Genomic DNA, 23,164 nt, shown 5'->3' with positions numbered 1-23,164 from the left:
GCTATTGGCCAGCGCTGCGCAGATCCTGGGCGATGGCCACGCGCAGGAACTCCGCGAGTTCGCGCGCCGCCCGGTCCTCGGCGTCGCGTTCCGCCCGCCAGGCGCTGAAATACTGGCGCGAGCGGTCGTAGGAAGCTGTCGCCACGCGCGTGCCCGTCGCCACCGTCTCGCCGGTTTCGGAATCGGCCAGGATGTAGGTGGCCCGGAGTTCCACGGTGCCTGCCGTCGGGTCCAGATCGTTGCTCGTCGCCGAGATCTGGTAGTCGAGCACCTTGAGGTCACGCTTCCTGAGGTCGAGTCCAAGCCGGTAACGCGGTTCAGCGGGTTCGCCGGCGCCACCATTGAACATGAAGATCAGGTGATTGCGCACCTGCTGGGCTTCCCGCGTGTCAACGGGAGCGACCGCGATCGATGCCAGCCGCGCCGCGCCCGGTTGCACCGAGCCTGTCTCAAGCCGGTTGCCGGATCCGTAGAGCGGCTCCACCGTGCAGCCGGCAAGTCCGGCAAGCGCGGTGACGGCAAGAAGAAGGATAGCGGCCTTCGGGCCCTTGCGATCAGACGACGACATTGACGATCCTTTGCGGCACCACGATCACCTTGCGCGGCGGATTGCCGTCCAGCGCCTTCCGGACGAAGTCCAGCGCCAGCGCCGCCGCCTCGACGGCAGCTTTGTCCGCGTCGCGGGCGATTGTCAAATCGCCGCGCTTCTTGCCGTTGATCTGGACCGGATAGGCGATCTCGTTCTCGATCACGAGCGCCGGATCGTGATCCGGCCATGCCTGCTCGGCCACCAGGCCTTGCCCGCCGATGACCGCCCAGCATTCCTCCGCCAGGTGCGGCATCATCGGCGCCAGCATCACGATCAGCTTTTCCACCGCATCGCGCGCGGCCGCCTTCGCGGACGGGTCGCCCTTGCCGGCGGCGATGTCCGACAGGGGCTGCGAAATGGCGTTGACCATCTCGTAGAGCCGCGCCACGGCCTTGTTGAAATTGAGCTTCTCGATGTCCTCGCTGACGGCCTTGACGGTCTTGTGCGCCGCCTTCGACACCGCGCCGTCCCCGGAAGCGGCCGCCACCCCGTCAAGCGCCGGGGCGGCTTCGCAGACCAGCCGCCAGACGCGTTGCACGAAGCGGTGCGCGCCTTCCACGCCGGCTTCCGTCCAGATCACGTCGCGATCCGGCGGCGAATCCGACAGCATGAAGAAGCGTGCCGTGTCCGCGCCGTAGGAAGCGATGATGTCATCGGGATCGACCACGTTCTTCTTCGACTTCGACATCTTCTCGATGGGACCGATGGCGATCTCAGCGCCGCTCTCCGCCAGATAGGCCTTGCGCTGGCCGTCATTCTCCTCGATGCGCACGCGCGCCGGTTCCACCCAGCCTTCCGGTCCCTTGTAGGTCTCGTGCACCACCATGCCCTGGGTGAACAGGCCCTTGAACGGCTCGTCGATGTCCAGGTGGCCGGTGGCGCGCATGGCGCGGGTGAAGAACCGCGAATAGAGCAGGTGCAGGATGGCGTGTTCGATGCCGCCGATATACTGGTCCACCGGCAGCCAGCCGTTCGCGGCCGCGGGATCCGTCGGCGCGTCTTCCCACGGGGCGGTGAAGCGGGCGAAATACCAGGAGGAATCGACGAAGGTGTCCATCGTGTCGGTTTCGCGCCGCGCGTCCGCGCCGCATTTCGGGCAGTCCACGTGCCGCCAGGTCGCGTGGCGGTCCAGCGGATTGCCCGGCCGGTCGAATTCCACGTCGTCGGGCAGCCTGACCGGCAGGTCCTTCTTCGGCACCGGCACGATGCCGCAGGTCTCGCAATGGATCACCGGAATGGGGCAGCCCCAGTAGCGCTGCCGCGAAATGCCCCAGTCGCGCAGCCGGAACTGCACCTTGCGCGTTGCTTGCGGCCGCCCGCCGAGCATCGTCTTCTCCAGCCGCGACGCCACCGCCTCGAAGGCCGCCTCCGGCGTCATGCCGTCGAGGAACTGCGAGTTGATCATCACGCCGTCGCCCACATAGGCTTCCTCGGTGATCTGGAACGAGCCGGCGTCAGCGTCCCGGGGCATCACCACGGGAATGACCGGCAGGCCGTACTTGTTGGCGAAATCCAGGTCGCGCTGGTCGCCGGACGGACAGCCGAAGATGGCGCCGGTGCCATAGTCCATGAGCACGAAATTGGCGACATAGACCGGCAGCGTCCATGTCCCGTCAAAGGGATGCACCACGCGGATGCCCGTGTCGAAGCCCTTCTTTTCTGCCGTTTCGAGCGCCGCCAGAGACGTGCCCATGCGCCGGCATTCCTCACAGAAGGCAGCCAGTGCCGGATTGCCCTCGGCTGCCTTGCGGGCCAGCGGATGGTCCGCGGAAATCGCCATGAAGGACGCGCCGAACAGCGTGTCCGGCCGTGTCGTGTAAACCTCCAGGTCGTCGAAACCGTCCGGCGCGGTCTCGGGCACGAAGGCCCAGCGCAATTGCAGGCCTTCCGACCGGCCGATCCAGTTCTTCTGCATCACCCGGACCTTTTCCGGCCACTGGTCCAGGTCGTCCAGCGCGTCGAGAAGGTCCTGCGAATAGTCGGTGATCCTGAACACCCATTGCGCCAGTTCGCGCTGTTCCACGGGCGCGCCGGAGCGCCAGCCACGCCCGTCGATCACCTGTTCGTTGGCCAGCACCGTCATGTCGACCGGGTCCCAGTTGACCTTGGAGACGCGCCGCCCGACCAGCCCCTTTTCCAGGAAGTCGAGGAACAGCATCTGCTGGCGATGGTAGTAGTCCACGTCGCAGGTGGCGAACTCGCGCGCCCAGTCCAGCGAAAGGCCCATGGATTTGAGCTGCCCGCGCATCGTGTCGATGTTGGCGTAGGTCCACTTGGCCGGATGCGTCTTGTTGGCCATGGCCGCGTTTTCCGCCGGCATGCCGAAAGCGTCCCATCCCATCGGATGCAGCACGTTGAAGCCCCTGGCCCGCTTGTAGCGGGCCACCACGTCGCCCATCGTGTAGTTGCGCACATGGCCCATGTGGATGCGCCCCGAGGGATAGGGGAACATCTCCAGCACGTAATATTTCGGCCGGGGATCGTCGTTCTTCGTCTCGAAGAGCTTCTTCTCCGCCCAGGCCTGCTGCCATTTGGGTTCTGCGACGCGCGGGTTGTAGCGTTCGGTTGCCATGTCCGGGTTTTCGCTTGATAACGTGGCTCGAAGGGATTGCGGGCGGACCTTCACCATGCTTTGGCGCAACCGTCAACCTGTGATGGCCCGCAACGCCGCGCCGCGGCGGATGAATGGAGGGCAGGAGAGGCGCAATGAACACAAGTGCGGCACAGTTGCAGACCGTGCGCGGCAACATCGCGAAGGCAGCCCGGCAAGCCGGTCGGGACCCGTCCGGCGTCGCCCTCGTCGCCGTCTCCAAGACCTTCGGCGCGGACGACATCCGCCCGGTACTGGAAGCAGGCCAGCGCATCTTCGGCGAGAACCGCGTGCAGGAGGCGCAAACCAAATGGCCGGATCTGCGTGCCGGTTTTCCGGATGTCGAACTCCACCTGATCGGACCGCTGCAATCCAACAAGGCGAAGGAAGCCGTCGCCCTCTTCGATGTCATCGAGTCCGTCGACCGCGAGAAGATCGCCGCCGAACTGGCTAAGGAAATGCGCCGCCAGGACCGTCATCCGGCGCTCTTCGTCCAGGTCAATACGGGGCTGGAGCCGCAGAAGGCCGGCATCGACCCGCGCGGGACGGCCGCCTTCGTCGCCCGTTGCCGCGACGTCCACGGCCTTGAAATCGAGGGGCTGATGTGCATCCCGCCTGTGGACGAGAACCCCGGTCCGCATTTCGCCCTTCTGGAAAAGCTCGCCCGCGAGGCCGGCGTCGGCAAACTCTCCATGGGCATGTCCGGCGACTATCAAACCGCCATTGCCTTCGGCGCCACCCATGTGCGTGTCGGTTCGGCCATTTTCGGCGCCCGGGATCACGCCGCCTGAACCGCCCCGAGGTCCGCCTTTTCATGCGAAAGACGTATGCCACAGGTGGCAAGGGCGGATCGAACGTCTAATTTCAGGCGAACAAGGCTGGTGCTAAGAGAGGCCCGACTTCACCGCTGGCCCTGTCTTCCGGGGGAACCGGCAGCGGTGTCCGGGCTCAGAACATGGAGGAAACCTCATGAGTGTGAACGTGCATCCGGTCAAGCCGGACTGGAAAGCCAACGGGCTGATCGACAACGACACCTATCTGGCCTGGTACAAGCGCTCCGTGGAGGACCCGGAAGGTTTCTGGGCCGAGCATGGCAAGCGCATCGACTGGATAAAGCCCTTCTCCACGGTCAAGAACACCAATTTCAACACGCCCGGCGTGTCCATCAAGTGGTTCGAGGACGGCTCGCTCAACGTCTCTGCCAATTGCATCGACCGCCATCTGGAAAAGCGCGGCGACCAGGTGGCCATCCTGTGGGAAGGCGACGATCCGTCCGAGGACCGCAAGATCACCTATCGCGAACTGTCCGGCGAGGTGAACAGGCTTGCCAACGTGATGAAGGCGAACGGCGTGAAGAAGGGTGACCGCGTCACCATCTACATGCCGATGATCCCGGAAGCCGCCTATGCCATGCTGGCCTGTACCCGCATCGGCGCCATCCATTCCATCGTTTTCGGCGGCTTCTCGCCCGATGCCCTGGCCGGGCGCATCGAGGATTGCGGCTCCGATTTCGTCATCACGTCCGACGAAGGCCTGCGCGGCGGCAAGAAGGTGCCGCTGAAGGCCAACACGGACAAGGCGATCGAGATTGCCGAAAAGGCCGGCGCCCGGGTGCGCAACGTTCTCGTCGTCAAGCGCACCGGCGGCAATGTCGCCATGAAGGACGGCCGCGACATCTGGTATCACGATGCCATGGCGGGCGCCTCCGCCGACTGTCCGCCCGAGGAGATGAACGCCGAGGATCCGCTTTTCATCCTCTACACCTCCGGCTCCACCGGAAAGCCGAAGGGCGTGATGCACACCACCGGCGGCTACCTCGTCTACGCCGCGATGACGCATCAGTACGTCTTCGATTATCACGAGGGTGAGGTCTACTGGTGCACCGCCGACGTCGGCTGGGTCACCGGCCACTCCTACATCGTCTACGGCCCGCTGGCCAACGGCGCCACGACGCTGATGTTCGAGGGCGTGCCGAACTATCCCTCGCCGTCGCGCTTCTGGGACGTGGTCGACAAGCACAACGTGTCGATCTTCTACACCGCGCCGACCGCCATCCGCGCCCTCATGGGCGCCGGCGACGAGCATGTGACGAAGGCCTCGCGCAAGAGCCTGCGCGTGCTGGGTTCGGTCGGCGAGCCGATCAATCCGGAAGCCTGGGAATGGTACTACAACGTCGTTGGCGAGCAGCGCTGCCCGATCGTCGACACCTGGTGGCAGACCGAGACCGGCGGCATCCTGATCACCCCGCTGCCCGGCGCGACCGATCTCAAGCCCGGTTCGGCGACGCGGCCGTTCTTCGGCGTCCAGCCGCAGCTTGTCGACAATGACGGCAACGTGCTCGACGGCGCCGCCGAGGGCAACCTGTGCATCACCGACAGCTGGCCCGGCCAGATGCGCACGGTCTACGGCGACCACGAGCGCTTCGAGCAGACATATTTCTCCACCTATCACGGCAAGTATTTCACCGGTGACGGCTGCCGCCGCGACGAGGACGGCTATTACTGGATCACCGGCCGTGTCGACGACGTGATCAACGTCTCCGGCCACCGCATGGGAACGGCGGAAGTGGAGAGCGCGCTCGTCGCCCACGCCAAGGTCTCGGAAGCCGCCGTCGTCGGCTATCCGCATGACCTGAAGGGCCAGGGCATCTACTGCTATGTCACCCTGATGGAGGGCGAGACCGGTTCGGACGAATTGCGCAAGGAACTCGTCGCCCACGTCCGTTCCGAGATCGGGCCGATCGCGTCGCCGGACAAGATCCAGTTCGCGCCCGGCCTGCCGAAGACGCGTTCCGGCAAGATCATGCGCCGCATCCTGCGCAAGATCGCCGAGGACGATTTCGGCGCGCTCGGCGACACCTCGACCCTGGCCGATCCGACCGTTGTCGACGATCTGATCGACAATCGCCAGAACAAGAAGGGCTGACGCTCCTTCGCGTCACGGATACGCATTATCAACGGCCGGGACACGATCCCGGTCGTTTTTTGTTAATTGTTTGAAATAGCGTGCTCATTGCGCCCGGCCATGCCTCCCGAAGCCGGATCGGCATGAGTCCTTAGGCTATAAACCCAATGTCGGGCTTTTCCCGCGCACGGAAGCGGTTAATGAAATGGCCGGAGCCATGTCTCATGGGGGGACTGGCTGTTCCAGGGACCTGGGAGGGTTTGATGGACAACAAGGAACAGCGCGCAGCCGATTACTGGCGCGCAAACGTCCGGTTGATGGTGATTTCACTCATCATCTGGGCGCTCGTCTCGTTCGGGTTCGGCATCCTGCTGCGCCCGATGCTCGCCGGCATTGCGGTCGGTGGAACGGATCTCGGCTTCTGGTTCGCCCAGCAGGGATCGATTCTCGTCTTCATCGTGCTGATCTTCTTCTACGCGTTCCGCATGAACGCGCTCGATCGCCAGTATGACTTCGACGAGGAATAAGGGAATCGATCATGAGTCAGTATGCACTTAACCTCGTTTTCATCGGCGGATCGTTCCTGGTCTATATCGGCATCGCCTTCTGGGCGCGTGCCGGATCGACCTCCGAATTCTATGCCGCCAACCGCGGCGTCCATCCCGTCCTCAACGGCATGGCGACGGGCGCCGACTGGATGTCGGCCGCCTCCTTCATCTCCATGGCCGGCCTGATCGCCTTCGTCGGCTATGACAACTCCACCTTCCTGATGGGCTGGACCGGCGGCTACGTGCTGCTCGCCATGCTGCTTGCACCCTACCTGCGCAAGTTCGGCAAGTTCACGGTGCCGGAGTTCATCGGCGACCGGTTCTACTCCAACACCGCGCGCATGGTGGCGGTGCTGGCGCTCATCGTGGCCTCCGTGACCTACGTCATCGGCCAGATGACCGGCGTCGGCGTTGCCTTCTCGCGCTTCCTGGAGGTCGACAACACCACCGGTCTGCTGATCGGCGCCGCGGTCGTCTTCTTCTACGCGGTGTTCGGCGGCATGAAGGGCATCACCTACACCCAGGTCGCCCAGTATGTCGTGCTGATCTTCGCCTACACGGTTCCGGCGATCTTCATCTCGTTGCAGCTGACCGGTAATCCGCTGCCGCCGCTCGGCCTGTTCGGCGACGTGTCCGACGGGACGCCGCTGCTGGTCAAGCTCGACCAGATCGTCACCGATCTCGGCTTCAACAGCTATACCGGCCACCACACCAACACCTTCAACATGTTCCTCTTCACCCTGTCGCTGATGATCGGCACGGCGGGCCTTCCGCACGTCATCATCCGCTTCTTCACGGTGCCGAAGGTGTCGGATGCCCGCTGGTCCGCCGGCTGGGCGCTGGTCTTCATCGCCCTCCTCTACCTGGTGGCTCCGGCCGTCGGCGCCATGGCCCGCCTGAACATCCTTCAGACGGTCTATCCGAACGGCGTCAGCGAGCAGGCTCTCGAGTACGAGGCTCGTCCGCAGTGGATGAAGAACTGGGAAATCACCGGCCTGCTGAAGTTCGAGGACAAGAACAACGACGGCCGCATCCAGTTCTACAACGACAAGGCCGCCGCCACGCCGGAAGCCCTCGTCGCGTCCAACCCGCAGGGCAACGAACTGTCGGTCAACAACGACATCCTCGTTCTGGCCAATCCGGAGATCGCACAGCTTCCGGGCTGGGTGATCGCGCTTGTCGCCGCCGGTGGTCTCGCCGCCGCGCTGTCGACGGCGGCCGGCCTGCTGCTGGCCATCTCGTCGGCCATCAGCCACGACCTGATCAAGGGCGCCATCAATCCGAACATCTCGGAAAAGGGCGAACTGCTTGCAGCCCGCATCTCGATGGCGGTCGCGATCGTCGTGGCGACCTGGCTCGGCCTGAACCCGCCCGGGTTCGCCGCACAGACGGTGGCCCTGGCATTCGGCCTTGCCGCCGCCTCGATCTTCCCGGCCCTGATGATGGGTATCTTCTCCAAGAGGATCAACAACAAGGGCGCCATTGCCGGCATGCTGGCGGGCCTCCTGTTCACCGTCATCTACATCTTCGTCTACAAGGGCTGGTTCTTCATCCCGGGCACCAACCAGCTGCCGGACAATGCCGCCAACTGGGTCTTCGGCATCTCGCCGCTGTCCATCGGCGCCGTCGGCGCGCTGGTCAACTTCGTGGTCGCCTACGCGGTCGCCTCGGCCACCGAGGAGCCCCCGGCGGAGATCCAGGAACTGATCGAGAGCATCCGCACCCCGCGCGGTGCGAGCGCTGCTCCCCACATCGCTCATCACTGAGCGGACAGACGGGGCGGTCTGGCCGCCCCGTCCAGATCATGACAAGCGAACGCCCCGCGGGCCCTCCCGCGGGGCGTTTGCATTTGATCTGCCGGACGGGTGTGCTCTTGACATGCCGCCACGCCGACCACACCTTCCGGTCATGTTCAACGCTATGAAAGGAGGTGATCCGATGTCGAGTGATTTCCTGAAGGTCGTGAGTGCAAGCGGATCGAAGCTCCTTCGGAGCAGCCTCTGAAGAAGCCTGCGTGACGCCCTGGGGCCGCGCCGGACCTGACCGGCCCGCTTCCGGATGCCTCGCGCCTGTTCACGGAATTGCGGCGCCGCCCCCGCCGGTCACGAGGACCGGATGAACGGGGGCGGCGCTTCGCATTTGCGCCATCTCAGGCAAACGGTCTTCCGTGTCACCGGCACCAGTCCTGCCGGCGCCCGCCGCCATAGGGACGGGCAAGACCGTTCTCCAGCAGGAAGGCGGAGACCGCCTTCCCGTCGGGCCGTGCCAGGTCGGCGAGCACACGGCCATAATATTTCCCGCCGCTGATATTGGTGAGCGTGAGCCGGCCGCCTTCCAGGAAACCGGCAAGGGAATCGCGCGCGCGCCGCGCCGCAGCCTTCTCCCGCCCGCAGCGCCCGCGCAGTTCCGGCGCATCGACACCCCGCACGCGAACGGAAACAGTCACGGCATGGCCCGGCCATATCCGCGCTTCCGCCAGAACGGAATCACCGTCGATCACCTTCAGCATCCGCGCTTCCACCGGTCCGGCAATCGTTTCTCCAGCCAGCGATGGCTGAACGGCGGCAAGGACCGCGAAAATGGCAAGCGGGCAGGTAAGGCGCGACATGCAAAGGATATTATTCCTATACCTGTCGCGGCGCAAGCCGTGATATGCATTTATTCCTAATCCGCTTCGGACCGTACCACAGGCCGATCAGGATTGCCTGCCTCAGAAATCGATGGCGAGGCCCTTGATCTCCCAGTCGCCATAGCGCACCGGCTCCTTGCCGCCGCGCCCGCCAAGTTCCTTCGGCCGGGCCCTCTCCGCCGCCTCGTAGGCCTCGCGGCGTTCCTCGGCTTCCCGGAGCGCCCGTTGCGCGGCCGGCGGCAGATCCTCGAAGCGGCGGCGCTTCGGGCCACCGTCGTCCGCCTCATCGTTGGTTCCGCCAGCTTGCGCCGCGTCTGTCCTGTGGTCGGTCATGATCTTCACCGTCTTCGCGCCACCCGGGCTGATGCGCGATTGAAGTTGTGCTTTTGGCTCCCCATCATATAAGCCACAACACCCTGCGGATCGACCCCCGCGCCTTCTTCGGAGTGCCACGATGAACATGATGAAGACTGCCATGCTGCTGGCCGCCATGACCGCGCTCTTCATGGGCATGGGCTTCCTGATCGGCGGCTCCACCGGCATGGTCATCGCCTTTGTCATCGCCGCCGGCATGAACCTGTTTTCCTACTGGAATGCCGACCGGATGGTGCTGTCCATGCATCACGCCCGCGAGGTGGACGAGGCGAGCGCGCCGGAATTCCATGCGCTGGTGCGCGACCTGGCGGACAATGCCGGCCTGCCGATGCCGAAGGTCTATATCATCGACAATCCGCAGCCCAACGCCTTCGCCACCGGCCGCAACCCTGAAAACGCCGCCGTGGCCGCCACAACCGGCTTGCTGAACGCCTTGTCGCGCGACGAGGTCGCCGCCGTCATGGCCCATGAACTCGCCCACGTGGAGCATCGCGACACGCTGATCATGACCGTGACCGCGACCATTGCCGGCGCCATATCCATGCTCGGCAATTTCGCCTTCTTCTTCGGCGGCAACCGCGACAACAACAACCCGCTCGGCTTTGTCGGCGTGCTTGCGGCAATGATCGTCGCCCCCTTCGCCGCCATGCTGGTGCAGATGGCCATCAGCCGGACCCGCGAATATGCCGCAGACCGGCGCGGGGCGGAAATCTGCGGCCGGCCCGAATGGCTTGCTTCCGCACTGGAAAAGATCGCCAAGGGTGCCCATGCCATCCCCAACGAGGATGCCGAGCGCAACCCCGCCACGGCGCACCTGTTCATCATCAATCCCCTCTCCGGCCAGAACATGGACAACCTGTTCTCCACGCACCCGGACACCGGAAACCGCATCGCCGCATTGATGGATCTGGCCGGCGATCCCGGTTTCGCGCCCGCCGCCAGCCCGGCTGGACAAGCGGCCGGTTCGCCACCGGCCCCCTGGGGACGACCCGCCTCCTCTGACAATCCTCCGGCAGCCCCGCGCCGTGCCCCTGGCCGCGTTCCCACGATCAGGCGGGACGATGACAAGGGTGACAGCGATGGCAGGGGACCCTGGTCTTGACGGCGAAACCCCGGCCCAAAGCCGCGCCGAAGGCAAGCCGGAAGCCGGCGCCCGAGGCCGCAGACCGGCCTGGCCTTGCCGCCCGGCGCACCGCGGCGCGCCTGCTTGGCGCCATCATCGACGCCCGCTCCTCCATGGACGGCCTGACCGACAACGAGAATGGCCATCCCGATTACCTGAAGCTGGAGCCGCGGGACCGCGCATTGGTGCGCGCCATCCTGATGACGGCGCTGCGCCACCGCCGCACCATCCAGGCCATGATCGACAAGCGCCTGGACCGGCCGCTTCCCGCCAACGCATCCCTGCTTTCACACATCCTCCACGTCGGCGCGGCGCAGATGCTGTTCCTGTCCGTGCCCGACAGCGCGGCGGTGGACCTGGCCGTCAGCCATGCCCAGGCCGATCCCCGCAGCCGCCGCTTCGCCAATCTGGTCAACGCCATCCTGCGCTCCATCCAGCGCGGCGGCGAACGCGCCCGCGCCGCGGCCTTGCACCAGACCGTGGACGCCCCCGGCTGGTTCATGGAAAGGCTGACCGATGACTATGGCGCGGAGAAAGCCGCCGCCATCGCCGCCATGCACCGCCAAGAGGCGCCCGTCGATTTTTCGGTGAAGTCCGACCCGCAAGGCTGGGCGGAAAAACTCGGCGGCATCGTCATGCCGACCGGGTCCGTGCGTCTTGCCCGCCTCGAAAAGCCTGTGCCGGACCTGCCGGGCTATGCGGAGGGTGAATGGTGGGTGCAGGATGCCGCCGCCGCCCTGCCCGCGCGCCTCATGGGCCCCATCTCTGGCAAGCGCGTGGCAGACCTGTGTGCCGCGCCCGGAGGCAAGACCGCCCAGCTTGCCCTCGCCGGTGCGCGCGTCACCGCGCTCGACCTGTCGGAAAACCGTTTGCGCCGCCTCACGGCAAACCTTGCCCGGCTCGGGCTGGAAGCCGAGACCGTCGCTACGGACCTGCGCGCGCACGATCCGGGCGAGCCTTACGATGCCGTGCTGCTCGACGCACCCTGTTCCTCGACCGGCACGGTACGCCGCCACCCGGATGTGCCCTGGACCAAGACGCCAGCCGATATCGAAAAGCTCGCCGCGCTTCAGGCCGGCCTGCTGGCCCATGCCGTCCGCCTTGTCAGGCCCGGCGGCACGGTGGTCTTCTCCAACTGCTCGCTCGACCATGCGGAGGGCGAACGCATGATCGCCGCCTTCCTTGAGGGACGCGGCGACCTTGCCATCGACCCGGTCCGGCCCGGCGAGATACCCGGCGCCGAAGGCTTCATCGCCCCGCAAGGCTGGCTGCGCACCACGCCGGCCGACTGGCCCGACGCCGAGCCCGGCCTTGCAGGTCTCGACGGCTTTTTTGCCGTCCGCCTGACACGCCTTGCGTAAAACTGGTCATCCACAGCGCGTTTCCGTTTTCCGCTTCGCATAACGCCTTGAATCGTCTACTCTTCCGCGCGGGTCTCAATCTGGAGGAGTGCATGTTTGGCGACGACCGCGGCTGACAGGCCCAGGCTCTGGCCGCTCGTGCTGCGCGAATTGTGGCGCCGCGCGCGGTTGCGCATGCGCGTCGGGCCGCTGTTCCGCTGGCGATTTTCGGGGCGTTCGCCGGAACGTGTTCTCGTCGCACCGCCCGATCTCCGGCTGGCCGACGGGCATATCGCCGCGGACATCTATGCCGGCCGTTTCGCGCTCGCCGGCCATGTGGTGGAGACCGGCGGCGAATCGCCCTTCCGTCTCGACGTCGCCAACAAGGCCTGGACCGATGCGCTGCACGGATTCCGCTGGTTGCGGCACATGCGCGAGGCCGGAACCGATCTCGCCAATGCCAACGCCCGCGCCCTGGTCTCCGACTGGATCGCCATCCATGGCGGGCGCATTTCCGAACCGGCATGGAGTGCGTCGACCACCGCGATCCGGGTCATCGCCTGGCTGCAGCATTCCACCGTGGTCCTGCAGGGCTGCGAACTGCCCTTCTATCGCACCTATCTGCGCTCGCTGAGCGCCCAGATCCGCTATCTGCGCGCCATGGTGCCGGACATGCCGGCCGGCGAGGACAGGTTGCGCGCGCGCATCGCCATCGCGCTGGCCAGCCTGTCCCTGCCCCAGAGCCCGGCCTCCGTCCGTCAGGCCGCCCGGCGCCTCGACGCCGAACTGAAGGACCAGATCCTGCCCGACGGCGGCCATGTCTCGCGCAGTCCGCTGGCCCTTCTGGAGCTTCTTGCCGACCTGCTGCCACTGCGCCAGACCTATGCCAGCCAGGGCGAAACGCCGCCGCCGGAGCTCATCCCGGCGGTCGAGCGCATGCTCCCCATGCTGCGGTTCTTCCGCCACCAGGATGGCAACCTCGCCCGTTTCAACGGTGCCGGCGCCACCAGCCCGGACCGCATCATGGCCATCCTGCAGCACGATGAATCGCAGGGAGCACCGCTGACAAACGCCACCCATTCCGGCTTCAACCGGCTCCAGCTCGGCAATACCACCGTGATCGCCGATACCGGCGCCGCCCCGCCGGCGGACGTGGCGGGCCGCGCCCATGCCGGCTGCCTTTCCTTCGAGATGTCGTCGGGCCGCCACCATTTCATCGTCAATTGCGGCGTGGACAACTACGGGCCGCCGGAATACCTGGCGCTGTCGCGCGCCACTGCCGCCCACTCGACCGCCACGCTCAACGACACATCTTCGGCGCGCTTCGCGACCAGCGGCTGGACCAGCGGCATCATCGGTGCGCCGCTCGTCCAGGGTCCGCGCAGGACACCCTGCGAACGCCGCGACGGCGAGGGCCACCGGGGCTTCACCGCCAGCCATGACGGGTATGCGGCGCGCTTCGGCATCATCCACGAACGAAGCCTCATGCTGCGCGAGAACGGCCATATCCTGGACGGCGCCGACCGCTTCCACCGCCCTAATGGCGAACCGCCCAGGCCGAAGAACGATGCCGTGGCGCTGCGCTTTCACATCCACCCCGATATCGGCGTCTGGCAGGACGAACACGGCCAGGTGATCCTCTCCGCGCCCGCTGGCGACAACTGGATATTCACAACCGGCGGCGCCCAGCCCTCGGTCGAGGATTCCATTTTCTTTGCAGGGATTGCCGGACCGGAAAGAACCCGCCAGATCGTGCTGTTCTTCAACGCCTCGGAATTGCCCGAGGTCCGCTGGCGGTTCACGCGCATCTCCGCGCTCGACAATGACGCCGCCTGACTGGCGCATCATCCCTATTTCCGATCGGCGGCGCGTTGGAACCTGTGCGATCGTGTGCTAACTGCGCGCCAACCCCGCCCCGCACGCGTCAGAAGCGAAAGGCTCGCGCCCCCATGGCCGTTCAATCCAGGAAAATTCCCGCTCCCGATCTCGTCCGCGTCCGCCGCGCCCTGCTCTCGGTCTCCGACAAGACCGGCCTCGTCGATTTTGCCCGCGCCCTGCACGACCTTTCCATCGAACTGGTGTCGACGGGGGGAACGGCAAAGGCCATCAAGGATGCCGGCATCCCGGTCCACGATGTCTCCGACATCACCGGCTTTCCCGAGATCATGGACGGCCGCGTCAAGACGCTTCACCCTTCCGTCCATGGCGGCCTGCTTGCCATCCGGGACGATGCCGGTCATGCCGAGGCCATGCAGGCCCATGACATCCGGCCGATCGACCTTGCCGTCGTCAATCTCTATCCCTTCGAGGAGGTTCGCTTTTCGGGCGGCGACTATCCCTCGACCGTCGAGAACATCGACATTGGCGGCCCGGCCATGGTGCGCGCCTCCGCCAAGAACCATGCCTATGTCGGCATCGTCACCGACCCGGAGGACTACGCCGCCGTTCTGGCCGAACTCAAGGCCCATGCCGGCCAACTGACCTACGCGTTTCGCCAACAACTCGCCGCCACGGCCTTCGCCCGCACCGCCGCCTATGACGCGGCCATAGCGGGCTGGTTCGCCGAGACCCTCAAGCAGGAGGCGCCGCGCCACCGCGCCGTGGCCGGACGGCTGCATTCGGTCATGCGCTACGGCGAGAACCCGCACCAGAAAGCCGGCTTCTACCTCACGGGGGACCGCCGCCCGGGCGTGGCCACGGCCATCCAGCTCCAGGGCAAGCAGCTTTCCTACAACAACATCAACGACACCGACGCGGCCTATGAACTGGTCGGCGAGTTCGACCCGGCGCGCACCGCCGCCGTCGCCATCATCAAGCACGCCAACCCTTGCGGCGTGGCCGAGGGCGCCGATCTTCGCGAAGCTTATCTGAACGCACTGCGCTGCGATCCGGTCTCGGCCTTCGGCGGCATCGTGGCGCTGAACCGCACGCTGGACGCCGCCGCCGCCGAGGAAATCGTTCGTATCTTCACCGAGGTCATCATCGCGCCCGACGCCACCGAAGAGGCGCGCGCCATCGTCGCGGCAAAGAAGAACCTGCGCCTGCTGGTCGCCGGCGGCCTGCCCGACCCGCGCGCAGCCGGCATCATGGCGAAATCCGTGGCCGGCGGCCTGCTCGTGCAGGACCGCGACAACGGCGTCATCGACGATCTCGACTTGAAAGTGGTCACGAAGCGCGCGCCAAGCGACAGGGAAATGGCCGATCTGAAATTCGCCTTCCGGGTCGCCAAGCATGTGAAATCCAACGCCATCGTCTATGCCCGTGACCTGTCGACCGTCGGCATTGGCGCGGGCCAGATGAGCCGCGTCGATTCCGCCCGCATCGCCGCCCGCAAGGCGCTCGACGCAACCGGGGCTGCGGGCTTGTCCGAGCCGTTGACCATGGGGTGCGTGGTCGCTTCCGATGCCTTCTTCCCCTTTGCCGACGGGCTCTTGTCTGCCGTCGAGGCCGGCGCCACCGCGGTCATCCAGCCAGGCGGTTCAATGCGTGACGACGAGGTGATCGCCGCGGCCGACGAACACGGCATCGCGATGGTGACGACGGGCATGAGGCATTTCAGGCACTAAAAGCACTTCCAGAAAAAGTTGCAGACTTTTTCGTCCGGACAGTGCGCCAGGGGGAAACCCGGCACTTCCAGAAAAAGTTGCAGACTTTTTCGTGCCGACAGTGCGACGAAACACCGCGAAAAGGCCCGGGCGCAGTGCCCGGGCTTTTTCGTTGATACGCGCGCAGTCACAAATGCTTTGTGGAACGATTACAAATCGGACAACAAGCTGTCACTGAAAGACCTGAGGTTTCCCCCGCGCCGCCAGAAGGCGCCTGATCCAATCGTGAGGGAACCCGTCATGTCGAAAATGATGAAGATGAGCCGCCGCGGCTTCATGGCCTCGGCCGGCGCCGCCGGCCTCGTGGCTGCTTCCGGCCTTGCCATGCCGTTCTATTCGCGCGCCAGCCAGCGCCCCGTGTTCACCCATGGCGTCCAGTCCGGCGACGTGGACATGACATCGGGCATGATCTGGAGCCGCACCGACCGCCCTGCCCGCGTGATGATGGAAGTGGCCACCCGGGAGGATTTCACCAATGCCACGCGTCTGGCGCCGCTCAATGCGCTGCCCGAAAGCGATTTCGCGGTCAAGCGCCTGGTGTCTGACCTGGCTTCCGGTCAGGACGTCTTCTTCCGCATGACCGCCGCCGACCTGTCCGATCTCAACGCCGTGTCCGAGCCTGTCACCGGCCGCTTTCGCACCGCGCCTGCCGGCCGCCGTGACATCCGCTTCGCCTGGTCGGGCGACACCGCCGGCCAGGGCTGGGGCATCGATGGCGACGGCATGAAGACCTATGCGACCATGGCCCGCCACACGCCCGACTTCTTCATCCATTCCGGCGACACCATCTATGCCGACGGACTGATGAAGGACGAGGTGGAACTGAAGGACGGCACGAAATGGGTCAACAGGGTGCTGATCGACGAGAAGCGCAAGGTTGCCGAAACGCTGGACGAATATCGCGGCCAGTGGAAATACAACATGATGGACGAGCATGTGCGCGCGCTCAACGCCATCTGCCCGACCTTTTTCCAGTGGGACGACCATGAAGTCGTCAACAACTGGTCGGATTCCAAGGACCTGATGGGCGACGACCGCTATTCGGAAAAGTCGGTCCATGTGCTGGCCGCGCGCGCCGGCCGCGCCTTCCACGAGATGACGCCGATCCGCTACACGCCCGCCGAGCCCGGCCGCGTTTACCGCAAGGTGGCCTACGGTCCGCTGCTCGACATCTTCTTCCTCGACCTGCGCTCCTATCGCGGCGCCAATGGCGCGTCGATGGAAACGGAAATGACGCCGGAAAGCCGCATCCTGGGCGAGGAGCAGGTCCGGTGGCTCAAGCGCGAACTGGCCGGTTCCCGGGCGACCTGGAAAGTGATCGCCTCCGACATGCCGATCGGTTTGATCGTTTGGGACAACTGGAAGGAAAAGGCGGGCGCGGAAGCCGTTGCCAATGGCGACCACGGACCGGCGAAAGGCCGCGAACTGGAAATCGCCGACCTGCTGCGCTTCATCAAGACCGCCGGCATCGAAAACACGGTCTGGCTGACGGCCGACGTGCACTACACCGCCGCCCATTACTATGACCCCTCCAAGGCACAGTTCCAGGACTTCAACCCGTTCTGGGAATTCGTCTCCGGCCCGCTCCATGCCGGCACCTTCGGACCGAACGACCTCGACATGACCTTCGGCCCGGACGTGAAGTTCGTGAAGGCCCCGGCGCCGGAGCAGGGCGCCAACCTGCCGCCGTCCATGGGGCTTCAGTTCTTCGGGCTGGTCGACATCGACGGCGCGACCGAACAGATGACGGTTCGCCTGATGGACCGTGACGATGCCGAATTGTGGAAGATCACGCTCGATCCGGTGCGCAGCGCCTGATCCGGATTGCACAAACAAGGGACGGCGGGCTGAATGCCCGCCGTTTTTGTTGCCGCCGGGGGCTTGCCCTTGGCGCTGCGGTGGCTATTCCTTCTGGCCGGTAGCAAGGAGGGACATCACCATGGAACAGCGCAGGCTTGGAGCCAACGGACCGCAAGTGGGGGCGCTCGGCCTCGGCTGCATGAGCTTTGCCGGCTTCTATGGCCCGACCGACAAGGCCGAGAGCTTCGCCACGCTCAAAAGGGCGCTCGATCTCGGCGTCACCCATCTCGACACCGCCATTCTCTACGGCATGGGCTTGTCGGAAACGGTGATCGGCGAATTCATCCGCGACAATCCGAACGAATTCGTCATCGCGTCCAAGTGCGGCATCGTGCCGAAGCCCCAGCGCCACTTCAACAACAGGCCGGATTACGTGCGCGAGGCGGTCGAAGGCTCGCTGAAGCGCCTCGGCGTCGATCACATCCCGCTCTACTACCTCCACCGCCGCGAACACGAGATCCCCGTCGAGGAGGCGATCGAGACCATGGCGGCGCTCGTGCGCGAGGGCAAGATCGGCGGCATCGGCCTGTCCGAAGTCGCGCCGTCCACGCTGGAGCGCGCCTGCGCCGTGCACCCGGTCATGGCCGTGCAGAACGAGTATTCGCTGTGGACGCGCCTGCCGGAACTGGGCCTCGTCCAGGCCTGCAAGCGCCTTGGCGTCGCCCTTGTCGCCTTCTCGCCGGTCGGGCGCGGCATCTTCGCCGACACCGCACCGGACCCGGCGGCCTTTGGCGAGAACGATTTCCGCCGCACCAACCCACGATTTGTCGCGCCGAACTGGTCGGCCAACAATGCCCGCGTCGAAGCGTTGCGCAGCTATGCCCGTGACCACGGCTGGAACACGGCAGCGCTTGCCATCGCCTGGACGCTGGCCCAGGGCGACCACATCATCCCCATTCCAGGCACCCGGTCCCCGGCCCATCTCGACCAGCTGGCCCAGGGAGTGGAGATCAGGCTCGGTGAACGGGAACTGGCCGAGATCGAGGACATCCTGCCGGTCGGCTTTGCCCATGGCGAACGCTATACGCCCGCACAGCTCATCGGCACCGAGCTTTACTGCTGAACGGGCCGGGAACGGGCTTGTCCTGTCCCTTGCGGCAGGCTAAGCCCGCCGGGCAAACGGGGAGCCGCAAGGAACCGGAATGACGCCTGAACCAAGCGCGATTTCGCACCGGCGCATCTCCGTGCTGGGCAGCACCGGCTCCATCGGCGTCAACACGCTGGACGTCATCGCCCACATGGGCGGCGCGGATGCCTTCGAGGTGGTGGCGCTCACCGGCGCCTCCAACGTCGCTCTGCTGGCGCAGCAGGCACGGGCGGTGAATGCGGAGATCGCCGTCACCGCCGACGAAACCCGCTATCACGACCTCAAGGCCGCCCTTGCCGGAACCGGCATCGAGGCGGCGGCCGGCCGGAACGCCCTGATCGAGGCCGCCGGCCGGCCGGCCGACATCACCATGGCCGCGATTGTCGGCATGGCCGGCCTCGAGCCGACGCTGGCCGCGGCAGCCAATGGCGGCGTCATGGCGCTGGCCAACAAGGAATGCCTCGTTTCGGCGGGAAACCTCTTCATTTCCGCCGTGCGTGAAGCAGGCGGCACGCTGTTGCCGGTCGACAGCGAGCACAACGCCATCTTCCAGGTCCTCGACCCGGCCCAGAAACGCGCCATCGAGCGCATCATCCTCACCGCCTCGGGCGGGCCCTTCCGCACCTTCACCCGCGAGCAGATGCAAGGCGTGACCGCCGAGACGGCACGCCGGCACCCCAACTGGTCCATGGGGCTGAAGATTTCCATCGACAGCGCGTCCATGTTCAACAAGGCGCTGGAAATGGTCGAGGCGCGCCATCTTTTCGATCTGTCGCCCGGCCAGGTCGAGGTGGTGGTCCATCCCCAATCCATCGTCCATTCCATGGTCGCCTATGCCGACGGCTCGGTGCTGGCCCAGCTTGGGCCCTCCGACATGCGCACCGCCATCGGCTATTGCCTCGCCTGGCCCTTCCGCGCCCACATGCCGGTCGAACGGCTCGACTTCGCGAAACTGGCGCGTCTCGACTTCGAGGCGCCCGACGAGACCCGTTTTCCCGCCCTGCGCCTGGCCCGGCAGGCGCTGCAGGCCGGCGGCGTGGCCGGCGCGGTGCTGAACGGCGCCAAGGAGGTTGTGCTGGACGCCTTCATCGAGGGCCGCACCGGCTTCCTGCAGATGGCCGAGACCGTGGAGCAGGTGATGGACGCCATGGCCGGACGGCCGGATGCGGCGACCCTTGCCGATGTGCTGGCCGCCGACACCGAGGCGCGTGAACGGGCCCGCGCGATGCTCTGAGCCTGCCCCCTTTCGCAAATGCACAAAATCCTGTATGAGGCGCGCCAAGACCATTGGCGGGCGGCCGTTGACAACAGGCCCCGCCCCAGTTTCCGGGATACAGCATGACCCTCCGCAACATCGCGATCATCGCGCACGTTGACCATGGCAAGACGACACTGGTTGACGAACTTCTCAAGCAGTCCGGCGCGTTTCGCGAAAACCAGCGCGTTGCCGAGCGCGCGATGGACTCCAACGACCTGGAAAAGGAGCGCGGCATCACCATCCTGGCCAAGGCCACCTCGGTGGAATGGAAGGGCACGCGCATCAACATCGTCGACACGCCCGGCCACGCCGATTTCGGCGGCGAGGTGGAGCGCATCCTCTCCATGGTGGATGGCGCGGTCCTGCTCGTCGATGCCGCGGAAGGCCCGATGCCGCAGACCAAGTTCGTCGTCGGCAAGGCGCTGAAGGTGGGCCTCAGGCCCATTGTCGCCGTCAACAAGATCGACCGGCCGGATGCCCGTCCCGACGAGGTGCTCAACGAGGTCTTCGACCTTTTCGCCAATCTCGACGCCACCGACGAGCAGCTCGATTTCCCCGTCCTCTACGGTTCCGGCCGTGACGGCTGGATGAATGCCGCGCCGGAAGGGCCGAAGGACGAGGGCCTTGGCCCCCTCTTCGACCTGATCGTGCGCCACGTGCCGCAGCCCGCAGTGGCGGAAGGCCCCTTCCGCATGATCGGCACCATCCTGGAAGCCAATCCCTTCCTCGGCCGCATCATTACCGGCCGCATCGCATCCGGTTCGGTCAAGCCGAACCAGGCGGTCAAGGTGCTGGACCGCGAGGGCAAGCTGCTTGAAACCGGCCGCATCTCCAAGATCCTTGCCTTCCGCGGCCTCGAGCGCCAGCCCATCGAGGAAGGCCGCGCCGGCGACATCGTCGCCATTGCCGGCCTTCAGAAGGGCACCGTCGCCGACACGTTCTGCGACCCGTCCGTGACGGAGCCGCTGGAAGCCCAGCCGATCGACCCGCCGACCGTCACCATGAGCTTCATCGTCAATGACAGCCCACTGGCCGGCACCGAGGGCGACAAGGTGACGAGCCGCGTCATCCGTGACCGTCTGCTCAAGGAAGCCGAGGGCAATGTCGCGCTGAAGATCGAGGAGGCCGAGGACAAGGATTCCTTCTATGTCTCCGGCCGCGGCGAATTGCAGCTTGCCGTTCTCATCGAGACCATGCGCCGCGAGGGCTTCGAACTGGCTGTCTCGCGCCCGCGCGTGGTGATGAAGAAGGACGAGCACGGCCAGCTTCTCGAACCCGTCGAGGAAGTCGTCATCGATGTCGACGAGGAGCATGCCGGCATCGTCGTGCAGAAGATGAGCGAGCGAAAGGCCGAGATGGTTGAACTGCGTCCGTCGGGCGGCAACCGTCAGCGCCTCGTCTTCTTCTGCCCGACGCGCGGCCTGATCGGCTACCAGTCGGAACTGCTGACCGACACGCGCGGCACGGCGATCATGAACCGCCTGTTCCACGACTACCAGCCCTACAAGGGCGAGATCGGCGGCCGCATCAACGGCGTGCTGATCGCCAACGAGGCTGGCGAGGCCGTGGCCTATGCCCTGTTCAACCTGGAGGATCGCGGTCCCATGGTCATCGATCCGGGCGCCAAGGTCTATGCCGGCATGATCATCGGCATCCACTCGCGTGACAACGATCTCGAGGTCAACGTGCTCAAGGGCAAGAAGCTGACCAACATCCGCGCCGCCGGCAAGGACGAGGCCGTCAAGCTGACCCCGCCGATTCGCATGACGCTGGAACGCGCCCTGTCATGGATCCAGGACGACGAACTGGTCGAGGTGACGCCGAAGTCCATCCGCCTGCGCAAGCTCTATCTCGACACCCATGAGCGCAAGCGCTTCGAGAAGAGCCGCAATCTCGGCGCGGCATGAGCCGCATCCGCGACATCGACATCGCGACCTGGCCGCGCGCCGGCCAGTTCGCCCACTTCCGGGCCTATGCCCAGCCCCATTTCTCCATCACCGCTCCGCTTGACGTGACACGTCTCGTCCGGCGCCTGAAGCCGGAAGGCGTTTCCGTCTTCAATGCCTGCGTCTTCGCCCTGACCGAAGGCGGCAATGCAGTGCCTGAATTCCGCACCCGCTTCGATGGAGACCGTGCTTTTGAGCACGCGACGGTCGGCGCTTCCTTCACCGTTCCCCTCGAAAAGGGCGGTTTCGCCTTCTGCGAGGTTGCGCGCGATGGCGACTTTGACCGTTTCCACCGCGCCTGTTCGCAGGCGATCGCGGCCGCGCGCACGCAAGCCGGCCTCACCGACACCACGAAGAACCAGGACGGCTGGCTGTTCATGTCATGCCTGCCCTGGCTATCCTTCTCGGCCATGACCCATGCGATCCGCGGCCCGCAGGACTGCGTCCCCCGTATCGCCTGGGGCCGCTACCAGGAGGATCTGGCCGGACGGCTCGCCGTGCCCGTATCGGTGCAGGTGCACCACGCACTTGTCGACGGCGAGCATGTCGCCGCCTTCTTCGCCGCCGCCCAGGCCGCGCTCGACGCGATCCGAACCGACGTCATTGCCTGATCCGTGATGACGCGCCCTTAGCGCGCCATCCCGTGATAGTCGTCGTTTGGCCGCATGTCGGTGGCCGCCGCCACCCGGTTCGACATGTTGAAGAAGGCCGCCGTGGAGGCGATGTCCCAGATATCGCGGTCGCTCCAGCCGGCATCGCGCAGGCCCTGCCGGTCGCTTTCCTCGATCTTCGCCGGCGCTTCCGTCAGCTTGACGGCGAAATCGAGCATCGCCTTCTGCTTGTCCGTCAGGTCGGCCACGCGATAGTTCATCACCATCTGTTCGCCGAGCTTCGGATCGCCCGACAGTTCGCGCACCGCCGCGCCGTGCGCGGTCAGGCAGTAATAGCAATGGTTCACCGACGAAACCGCGACCGCGATCATTTCGCGCTCCAGCTTCGTGAGACCCGACGCGCCGAGCATCAGGTCGTTGTACATGTCGGTGAAGGCGCGCAGTTTCTTGTCATCGAAGGAATAGGCCCGGAGCACGTTCGGCACGAGACCGAGTTTCTCCTGGCACTTGTCGAAATATCCCTGCGTCGCATCGCTGACTGTCCCGAACCCGGGAATGTCGAGCGCGATGATCCTGGCCTCGCCCATGGCGTCATCTCCTTGAGATTTTTTCGTTTCATCCTGCCCGCGGGTCGCCAAACGGGCTTCATCTGTTACGATAAGGCAATTCCGGCGGAACTGGATACCGGTTTCGTGTTCC

Annotated in this window: 18 protein-coding genes; 13 read left to right on the top strand and 5 right to left on the bottom strand. The window is 65.6% G+C overall.

Going from position 1 to position 23,164, the window contains the following annotated elements:
- Position 1: 1 nt before the first annotated feature.
- Positions 2–568: a hypothetical protein gene (locus ACLB6G_RS03305; RefSeq protein ID WP_410354678.1), complete on the bottom strand. Its 567-nt coding sequence runs from the start codon at positions 566–568 to the stop codon at positions 2–4.
- Positions 555–3,161, bottom strand: a complete 2,607-nt coding sequence (leuS, locus tag ACLB6G_RS03300) for a leucine--tRNA ligase (protein WP_410354677.1) — start codon at positions 3,159–3,161, stop codon at positions 555–557. Before leuS ends, ACLB6G_RS03305 begins: the two co-directional genes overlap by 14 nt.
- A gap of 134 nt (positions 3,162–3,295) precedes the next feature.
- Between leuS and ACLB6G_RS03295 the strand changes: the two genes are divergently transcribed.
- From ACLB6G_RS03295 to ACLB6G_RS03280, 4 genes are all read left to right on the top strand, one after another.
- Positions 3,296–3,970: a YggS family pyridoxal phosphate-dependent enzyme gene (locus tag ACLB6G_RS03295; RefSeq protein ID WP_410354676.1), complete on the top strand. Its 675-nt coding sequence runs from the start codon at positions 3,296–3,298 to the stop codon at positions 3,968–3,970.
- A gap of 178 nt (positions 3,971–4,148) precedes the next feature.
- The gene (gene acs / locus ACLB6G_RS03290) at positions 4,149–6,104 is read left to right on the top strand and encodes an acetate--CoA ligase (protein ID WP_410354675.1); all 1,956 of its coding nucleotides are present in this window, start codon (positions 4,149–4,151) and stop codon (positions 6,102–6,104) included.
- Positions 6,105–6,346: 242 nt separating this feature from the next.
- Positions 6,347–6,610 (top strand): DUF4212 domain-containing protein, encoded by a 264-nt coding sequence (locus ACLB6G_RS03285; protein WP_458543554.1) that lies wholly within the window; start codon positions 6,347–6,349, stop codon positions 6,608–6,610.
- An 11-nt stretch (positions 6,611–6,621) separates the two neighbouring features.
- Positions 6,622–8,397: a sodium:solute symporter family protein gene (locus tag ACLB6G_RS03280; RefSeq protein WP_410354674.1), complete on the top strand. Its 1,776-nt coding sequence runs from the start codon at positions 6,622–6,624 to the stop codon at positions 8,395–8,397.
- Between the two features lie 404 nt (positions 8,398–8,801).
- Here the strand turns inward: ACLB6G_RS03280 and ACLB6G_RS03275 are convergent, their stop codons facing one another.
- Together ACLB6G_RS03275 and ACLB6G_RS03270 are read right to left on the bottom strand one after the other, a co-directional pair.
- Positions 8,802–9,239: a thermonuclease family protein gene (locus tag ACLB6G_RS03275; RefSeq protein ID WP_410354673.1), complete on the bottom strand. Its 438-nt coding sequence runs from the start codon at positions 9,237–9,239 to the stop codon at positions 8,802–8,804.
- 102 nt (positions 9,240–9,341) lie between these two features.
- Positions 9,342–9,593, bottom strand: a complete 252-nt coding sequence (locus tag ACLB6G_RS03270) for a DUF1674 domain-containing protein (RefSeq protein WP_410354672.1) — start codon at positions 9,591–9,593, stop codon at positions 9,342–9,344.
- 121 nt (positions 9,594–9,714) lie between these two features.
- On the opposite strand from ACLB6G_RS03270, the gene htpX reads away from it, so the two are divergent.
- The 9 genes from htpX to ACLB6G_RS03225 all read left to right on the top strand — a co-directional run bounded on the left by htpX (position 9,715) and on the right by ACLB6G_RS03225 (position 22,465).
- Positions 9,715–10,737: a zinc metalloprotease HtpX gene (gene htpX / locus ACLB6G_RS03265; RefSeq protein WP_410354671.1), complete on the top strand. Its 1,023-nt coding sequence runs from the start codon at positions 9,715–9,717 to the stop codon at positions 10,735–10,737.
- Complete coding sequence (locus tag ACLB6G_RS03260) at positions 10,728–12,119, top strand: RsmB/NOP family class I SAM-dependent RNA methyltransferase (RefSeq protein ID WP_410355160.1); 1,392 nt, start codon at positions 10,728–10,730, stop codon at positions 12,117–12,119. The genes htpX and ACLB6G_RS03260 overlap by 10 nt, the downstream gene beginning before the upstream one ends.
- 96 nt (positions 12,120–12,215) lie before the next feature.
- On the top strand, positions 12,216–13,934 hold the full coding sequence (locus ACLB6G_RS03255; RefSeq protein ID WP_410354670.1) for a heparinase II/III family protein: 1,719 nt from the start codon (positions 12,216–12,218) through the stop codon (positions 13,932–13,934).
- Positions 13,935–14,047: 113 nt separating this feature from the next.
- The gene (gene purH / locus ACLB6G_RS03250) at positions 14,048–15,664 is read left to right on the top strand and encodes a bifunctional phosphoribosylaminoimidazolecarboxamide formyltransferase/IMP cyclohydrolase (protein WP_410354669.1); all 1,617 of its coding nucleotides are present in this window, start codon (positions 14,048–14,050) and stop codon (positions 15,662–15,664) included.
- A gap of 288 nt (positions 15,665–15,952) precedes the next feature.
- Positions 15,953–17,521 carry an alkaline phosphatase D family protein gene (locus ACLB6G_RS03245; protein ID WP_410355159.1) on the top strand — a complete coding sequence of 523 codons (1,569 nt, stop codon included), beginning with the start codon at positions 15,953–15,955 and terminating at the stop codon, positions 17,519–17,521.
- A 121-nt stretch (positions 17,522–17,642) separates the two neighbouring features.
- Complete coding sequence (locus ACLB6G_RS03240; protein ID WP_410354668.1) at positions 17,643–18,626, top strand: aldo/keto reductase; 984 nt, start codon at positions 17,643–17,645, stop codon at positions 18,624–18,626.
- Between the two features lie 79 nt (positions 18,627–18,705).
- Positions 18,706–19,884: a 1-deoxy-D-xylulose-5-phosphate reductoisomerase gene (gene dxr / locus ACLB6G_RS03235; protein WP_410354667.1), complete on the top strand. Its 1,179-nt coding sequence runs from the start codon at positions 18,706–18,708 to the stop codon at positions 19,882–19,884.
- A 104-nt stretch (positions 19,885–19,988) separates the two neighbouring features.
- On the top strand, positions 19,989–21,815 hold the full coding sequence (typA, locus tag ACLB6G_RS03230; protein ID WP_410354666.1) for a translational GTPase TypA: 1,827 nt from the start codon (positions 19,989–19,991) through the stop codon (positions 21,813–21,815).
- Positions 21,812–22,465: a CatA-like O-acetyltransferase gene (locus tag ACLB6G_RS03225; protein WP_410354665.1), complete on the top strand. Its 654-nt coding sequence runs from the start codon at positions 21,812–21,814 to the stop codon at positions 22,463–22,465. The genes typA and ACLB6G_RS03225 overlap by 4 nt, the downstream gene beginning before the upstream one ends.
- A gap of 17 nt (positions 22,466–22,482) precedes the next feature.
- Here ACLB6G_RS03225 and ACLB6G_RS03220 read toward each other — a convergent pair whose 3' ends face one another.
- A complete protein-coding gene (locus ACLB6G_RS03220) occupies positions 22,483–23,052 on the bottom strand; it encodes a peroxidase-related enzyme (protein WP_410354664.1) in 570 nt (189 codons plus the stop codon).
- Between the last annotated feature and the right edge of the window lie 112 nt (positions 23,053–23,164).

This window comes from Zhengella sedimenti, assembly GCF_046506625.1.
Lineage (GTDB): Bacteria > Pseudomonadota > Alphaproteobacteria > Rhizobiales > Rhizobiaceae > Zhengella > Zhengella sedimenti.
This window is presented reverse-complemented; position numbering and strand designations above follow the sequence as displayed.

Coding starts and splice junctions, on each gene's coding strand:
- ACLB6G_RS03305 (WP_410354678.1), bottom strand. CDS start 568: ATGTCGTCGTCTGATCGCAAGGGCCCGAAGGCCGCTATCCTTCTTCTT.
- leuS (WP_410354677.1), bottom strand. CDS start 3,161: ATGGCAACCGAACGCTACAACCCGCGCGTCGCAGAACCCAAATGGCAG.
- ACLB6G_RS03295 (WP_410354676.1), top strand. CDS start 3,296: ATGAACACAAGTGCGGCACAGTTGCAGACCGTGCGCGGCAACATCGCG.
- acs (WP_410354675.1), top strand. CDS start 4,149: ATGAGTGTGAACGTGCATCCGGTCAAGCCGGACTGGAAAGCCAACGGG.
- ACLB6G_RS03285 (WP_458543554.1), top strand. CDS start 6,347: ATGGACAACAAGGAACAGCGCGCAGCCGATTACTGGCGCGCAAACGTC.
- ACLB6G_RS03280 (WP_410354674.1), top strand. CDS start 6,622: ATGAGTCAGTATGCACTTAACCTCGTTTTCATCGGCGGATCGTTCCTG.
- ACLB6G_RS03275 (WP_410354673.1), bottom strand. CDS start 9,239: ATGTCGCGCCTTACCTGCCCGCTTGCCATTTTCGCGGTCCTTGCCGCC.
- ACLB6G_RS03270 (WP_410354672.1), bottom strand. CDS start 9,593: ATGACCGACCACAGGACAGACGCGGCGCAAGCTGGCGGAACCAACGAT.
- htpX (WP_410354671.1), top strand. CDS start 9,715: ATGAACATGATGAAGACTGCCATGCTGCTGGCCGCCATGACCGCGCTC.
- purH (WP_410354669.1), top strand. CDS start 14,048: ATGGCCGTTCAATCCAGGAAAATTCCCGCTCCCGATCTCGTCCGCGTC.
- ACLB6G_RS03245 (WP_410355159.1), top strand. CDS start 15,953: ATGATGAAGATGAGCCGCCGCGGCTTCATGGCCTCGGCCGGCGCCGCC.
- ACLB6G_RS03240 (WP_410354668.1), top strand. CDS start 17,643: ATGGAACAGCGCAGGCTTGGAGCCAACGGACCGCAAGTGGGGGCGCTC.
- dxr (WP_410354667.1), top strand. CDS start 18,706: ATGACGCCTGAACCAAGCGCGATTTCGCACCGGCGCATCTCCGTGCTG.
- typA (WP_410354666.1), top strand. CDS start 19,989: ATGACCCTCCGCAACATCGCGATCATCGCGCACGTTGACCATGGCAAG.
- ACLB6G_RS03225 (WP_410354665.1), top strand. CDS start 21,812: ATGAGCCGCATCCGCGACATCGACATCGCGACCTGGCCGCGCGCCGGC.
- ACLB6G_RS03220 (WP_410354664.1), bottom strand. CDS start 23,052: ATGGGCGAGGCCAGGATCATCGCGCTCGACATTCCCGGGTTCGGGACA.